The sequence below is a fragment of the Mesorhizobium sp. genome (genome assembly GCF_024509055.1).
Classification (GTDB): domain Bacteria; phylum Pseudomonadota; class Alphaproteobacteria; order Rhizobiales; family Rhizobiaceae; genus Mesorhizobium.
Window position 1 is genome coordinate 1 of the sequence record NZ_JANINM010000097.1, and the last position, 5,062, is coordinate 5,062.

Below are 5,062 nucleotides of genomic sequence, written 5' to 3' on the forward strand. Positions count from 1 at the left end.
CGATATAGTTGTCGGCATGGCCGAGATAATTCGGCAGGTAGAAGACGAAATAAGCGAAGACGAACAGGAACACGATCATGCCGAACGCGTCCTTGATGGTCGCATAGGGCGTGAAGGCGACAGTGTCGGTCTTCGACTTCACCTCGATGCCGGTCGGATTCGACTGGCCGACGACATGCAGCGCCCAGATGTGCAGCACGACCACGCCAGCGATCATGAACGGCAGCAGGTAGTGCAGCGCGAAGAAGCGGTTCAGCGTCGGATCGTCGACAGCGAAGCCGCCGAGCAGCAGCTGCTGGATCCAGTTGCCGACCAGCGGGATGGCGCTGAAGAAGCCGGTGATGACGGTGGCGCCCCAGAACGACATCTGCCCCCAGGGCAGCACGTAGCCCATGAAGCCCGTGGCCATCATCAGCAGGTAGATGATGCAGCCCAGGATCCAGAGCAGTTCGCGCGGCGCCTTGTAGGAGCCGTAGAACAGGCCACGGAAGATGTGGATGTAGACGGCGACGAAGAAGAACGAGGCGCCGTTGGCATGCATGTAGCGCAACAGCCAGCCCGAATTCACGTCGCGCATGATCTTCTCGACCGAATCGAAGGCGAGATTGGTGTCGGCCGTGTAATGCATGGCCAGCACGATGCCGGTCAGGATCTGCGCGACCAGCATGATCGACAGGATGCCGCCGAACGTCCACATGTAGTTGAGGTTGCGCGGCACCGGATAGGCGACGAAGCTGTCATAGATCAGCCTGGGCAGCGGCATGCGGGCGTCGAACCAGCGTTCGATACCGGTCTTCGGCGTATAGGTCGAGTGTCCCTCGCTCATCGAAATATCCCCCTGCCTCAACCGATAACGATCTTGGTATCGGAAATGAACTTGAATACCGGGATCGCCATGTTCTCGGGCGCCGGGCCTTTGCGGATGCGGCCGGCGGTGTCGTACTGCGAGCCGTGGCACGGGCAGAACCAGCCGCCGAAATCGCCTTCCTGACCGAGCGGGATGCAGCCGAGATGGGTGCAGACCTGGACCATGACCATCCAGGCTTCCTTGCCGGGCGTGGTGCGGTTGGCGTCGGTGGCCGGAGCGTCGGACGGCAGGTTTGCGTTGCGGGCGATCGGGTCCTTGAGATCGGCCAGATTGACCGCCTCGCCGTCCTTCATCTCCTTCTCGGTGCGATTGCGCACCACGACCGGCTTGCCGCGCCACTTGACGATCAGCGAGCTGCCGGGCTGCAGCGAAGCGACGTCGACTTCAACCGAAGCCAGCGCCAGCGTCGAGGCGTCCGGGCGCATCTGGTCGATGAACGGCCACGCGACGGCCCCCGCGCCGACCACGGCGGCCATGCCGGTGGCAACGTAGAGAAAATCGCGACGGTTGGGATCGTGGATGTCGGTTGCGCTCACGGGTGCCTGATCCTTTCGCCTCTTCCGTGCCGGCGGCCGAGCCTTGTCCCCGCTCAATCGCGCCGGCCCGACAGCGCATGGCGAACAGGCTAGCGAATTCCTCCGGCATTTGGACTTCGGTTTATGCGTGAAGCCCGTTTTTGTCCAGTCGGGTGAAGGCACAAGGGCAGATTGTCGCGGCTGTATAGCGCGACCTCGTCGGGCGCGGCGCGGGCAGCCCCGAAGCTGCCGTGAAACAGCGGAAAATCAAAGGCGAAATCGAACCGCCCTTCGCCTCGACAGCGGTCGCTGGCCCGGTCTATTCTGTGGCCATGGCGCATGTCGTCGACCGTGCAAGATGGGCGCAAGCGCCCGATCGCTGGCAGGGCGAGCTGCAATGCGGCGCCTTTGGCTCCAAAAGCTGCTTGATCTTCAACTATTTGCCGGAGATCGGCGACGGTCCGCGCCTGCATAAGCATCCTTATGCGGAGATCTTCATCATCCGCTCAGGTACTGGCCTGTTCACTGTCGGCGACCAAGAGATAAAGGCCACCGCGGGCCAAATCCTGATCGTGCCGCCCGACACACCGCACAAATTCACCAATCTCGGCCCCGGCCCGCTCGAGACGACCGATATCCACGAGAACGGCCACTTCATTACCGAATGGCTGGAGTAACCATCATTCGCGTAAGGCAGCAGTCAGCTGGATAGCCTCAGCTGGCGCCCAGCCTGACCAGCACGGCTCTCGGTATGTTGTATTCGCGGATCACGGCGTCATGCCTGCGAAATCCGCAAAGCTCGCGCTGGATGAAATAGCCATGCACGGCGGCCGCGGCTTCCTTGAGCAATCTGTTGCGATGCTCGCCCTCGCCATGCTCGCGCAGCTTCGCCAGGGTTTCCTCCACCCGCTGTCCGGCCCGGCCAAGGGCTGCTGCCTTCTCGGCGAGGATTTCGTGGCCTAGCAGGTCGAGCGCGCTTTCCTGCGCGCCCGGGCGTCCGAAATTCGAGGGCATGCGTATCGACAAGATGTCGTTCTACTCCGCCGGCCGTGTCTCTTCCAGCACGCTTTCCTCATTGAACAGGAAGCCGCCGGACTGCCGTTTCCATAGCCGCGCATAGAGCCCGTCGAGCGCGACTAGCTCATCATGGGTGCCCTGTTCGACGATTCGCCCACCGTCGAGCACGACCAGCCGATCAAGCGCAGCGATGGTCGACAACCGGTGCGCGATGGCGATCACGGTTTTGTTTTCCATCAGCCTTGCCAGATTCTCCTGGATCGCCGCCTCGATGTCGGAATCGAGAGCCGAGGTCGCCTCGTCGAGGATGAGGATCGGCGCGTCCTTGAGGAACACACGAGCGATCGCCACCCGCTGCCGCTGGCCGCCGGAAAGCTTCACGCCGCGCTCGCCGACGTAGGCCTCGTAGCCAACGCGCTCGCGGTTGTCGCGCAGGCCAAGGATGAAGTCGTGCGCCTCGGCCCTTTTCGCCGCGGCGATCACTTCAGCGTCCGTCGCCTCCGGCATGCCGAGCTTGATGTTGTCGCGCAGCGAGCGGTGGAACAGCGCGGTGTCCTGGCTGACCACGCCGATATTGGCGCGCAGCGAATTCTGCGTCACCTGGGCGATGTCCTGGCCATCGATCAGGATCTTGCCGCCCTCGAGGTCGTAGAGGCGCAGGATGAGATTCGCGAGCGTCGTCTTGCCCGCTCCCGACGGGCCGACCAGTCCGACCTTCTCGCCCGGCCGCACGACAAGGTCGATGCCATCGAGGACCCCTGCCCCCTTGCCATAGTGGAAGGTGACGTGTTTGACCTCGATACGGCCACCGGTGACCACCAGTTCCTTGGCGTCGGGTGCATCGACGAGGCCGAGCGGCTGCGAGATCAGCGCCTTGGAGTTTTCCAGCACGCCTAGGTTTCGCAGGATGCCGTTGAGCTGCATCATCAGCCGTCCGAGCAGCATGTTGAGCCTGAGCACCAGCGACAGCGTGAAGGCGACGGCGCCGACGGTGATCGAGCCTTCGACCCAGAGAAAGATGGCAAAGGCGGCAATCACCGTGATCATCAAGCCTGACAGGGTCGTCAGTGCCATGCGCACGCCGGTCAGCCTGCGCGTGAATGGACGCAGCGCGTCGAGATAGATGTCGAAGCCGTTGCGGATATAGCGGTCGTCGCCGTCGGCCGCGAACAGCTTCAGCGTCTGCACATTGGAATAGGAATCGACGATGCGGCCGTTGATCATCGAACCGGCCTCGGCCGTCGCCTCGGCATGTTTGCGGATCGCCGGCAGGTAGAGTTTGGCGAGCCAGCCGAAGGCGACGATCCAGACCATCACCAGCACCGCCAGCCTGAGGTCGAGGCCGGCGACCAGCGCCAGCGTCGTCGCCGTGTAGACGATCATGAACCAGACGACCTCGATGAAGCTTTCCATCAGGTCGCCTGTCGCCTGCCCCGCCTGCCAGACCTTGGTGGCGATGCGCCCGGCGAAATCGTTCTGGAAGAAGGCGTAGGACTGGCGCGAGACATGCCGGTGCGCCTGCCAGCGCACCAGATTGTAGAAGCCCGGCGTGATCGTCTGCTCGTCGACCAGCGCCGACAAGCCGACCACAAGCGTGCGGATGATAAGCACCACCGCGCCCATGAAGAGCAGCTCTGGGCCGGCGGCAGCCCAAAGCGCGTGCCAGCTACGTCCGCCAGGCAGTTGGTCGAGGATATCGACCAGTCGCCCGACGAAGTAGAACAGCCCGGCCTCGACCAGGGGGGCGATGCCGCCGATGACCAGCATGGCGAAGAAGGCGAGCTTCGCCTGCCCGACATAGTGCCAGAGGAAGCCGCCGACGCTGGCGGGTGGCCTGAGATTCGCTGGCTCGCGGAACGGGTTGACCCAGCCTTCGAACCAGCGATAGACGGCCTTCATCATTCCGCGGCTTCACCTTTCACCGGCATCTCGCCGGCGGCCTGCTTTTCGTCGAGCAGAAAACCACCGGACTGGCGCCGCCAGAGCTGGGCATAGAGCCCGCCCTTGGCGATCAGCGCGTCATGCGAGCCGTCCTCGACAATGCGACCTTTGTCCATCACCACAAGCCTGTCCATTGCGGCGATGGTCGACAACCGGTGGGCTATGGCGATGACTGTCTTGCCTTGCATGAGCTTGTACAGGTTCTCCTGTATAGCCGCTTCCACCTCCGAATCGAGCGCGGACGTAGCCTCGTCCAGAATAAGGATCGGCGCGTCCTTCAGCATGACGCGGGCAATCGCGATACGTTGCCGCTGGCCGCCCGACAGCTTCACGCCGCGCTCCCCGACGAGCGCGTCATAGCCGCTTCGGCCATTGAGGTCGGTCAGTCCGGCGATGACATCCGCGATCTGGGCGGCCTTCGCGGCGTCGAACATCGCTTCGTCGCTGGCGGACTGGCGTCCATATTTGAGGTTCTCGCGAACGGACCGATGCAGCAGCGATGTGTCCTGGTTGACGAAGCCGATCGCCGCGCGAACGCTCTCTTGCGAAACATTGCGAATATCCTGCCCGTCGATCAGCACCCTGCCGTCCTGAACGTCGAATAGGCGCAGCGCTAGATTGGCCAGCGTCGACTTGCCGGCTCCGGAGCGCCCGATCAGGCCCACACGCTCGCCCGGCGCGATTTTCAGCGACAGATTGTCGATGACGCCGCCTTTCCCGT

Annotated in this window: 6 protein-coding genes; 1 reads left to right on the forward strand and 5 read right to left on the reverse strand. The window is 63.2% G+C overall.

Annotated features, from left to right (window positions below; all coding sequences use genetic code 11):
• Both Q0L57_RS05870 and petA read right to left on the reverse strand, forming a co-directional pair.
• A partial coding sequence (locus Q0L57_RS05870; RefSeq protein WP_296739375.1) for a cytochrome b N-terminal domain-containing protein occupies window positions 1-826 on the reverse strand: 826 nt, incomplete at its 3' end.
• Window positions 827-843: 17 nt separating this feature from the next.
• Window positions 844-1,404 carry a ubiquinol-cytochrome c reductase iron-sulfur subunit gene (petA, locus tag Q0L57_RS05875; protein ID WP_296739378.1) on the reverse strand — a complete coding sequence of 187 codons (561 nt, stop codon included), beginning with the start codon at window positions 1,402-1,404 and terminating at the stop codon, window positions 844-846.
• 311 nt (window positions 1,405-1,715) lie between these two features.
• On the opposite strand from petA, the gene Q0L57_RS05880 reads away from it, so the two are divergent.
• Window positions 1,716-2,060, forward strand: a complete 345-nt coding sequence (locus Q0L57_RS05880; protein ID WP_296739388.1) for a cupin domain-containing protein — start codon at window positions 1,716-1,718, stop codon at window positions 2,058-2,060.
• 37 nt (window positions 2,061-2,097) lie between these two features.
• On the opposite strand, the gene Q0L57_RS05885 is transcribed toward Q0L57_RS05880, so the two are convergent.
• The 3 genes from Q0L57_RS05885 to Q0L57_RS05895 all read right to left on the reverse strand — a co-directional run.
• Window positions 2,098-2,409 (reverse strand): DUF6665 family protein, encoded by a 312-nt coding sequence (locus Q0L57_RS05885; protein WP_296739380.1) that lies wholly within the window; start codon window positions 2,407-2,409, stop codon window positions 2,098-2,100.
• Between the two features lie 9 nt (window positions 2,410-2,418).
• A complete protein-coding gene (locus Q0L57_RS05890) occupies window positions 2,419-4,302 on the reverse strand; it encodes an ABC transporter ATP-binding protein (RefSeq protein WP_296739382.1) in 1,884 nt (627 codons plus the stop codon).
• The coding region (locus tag Q0L57_RS05895) for an ATP-binding cassette domain-containing protein (RefSeq protein ID WP_296739385.1) at window positions 4,299-5,062 on the reverse strand (764 nt) is incomplete at its 5' end. The genes Q0L57_RS05895 and Q0L57_RS05890, both read right to left, overlap by 4 nt.

What these genes read in the sequence shown, in the direction of transcription:
- Q0L57_RS05890 (WP_296739382.1), bottom strand. Translation starts at nt 4,302, where the DNA reads ATGATGAAGGCCGTCTATCGCTGGTTCGAAGGCTGGGTCAACCCGTTC.
- Q0L57_RS05880 (WP_296739388.1), top strand. Translation starts at nt 1,716, where the DNA reads ATGGCGCATGTCGTCGACCGTGCAAGATGGGCGCAAGCGCCCGATCGC.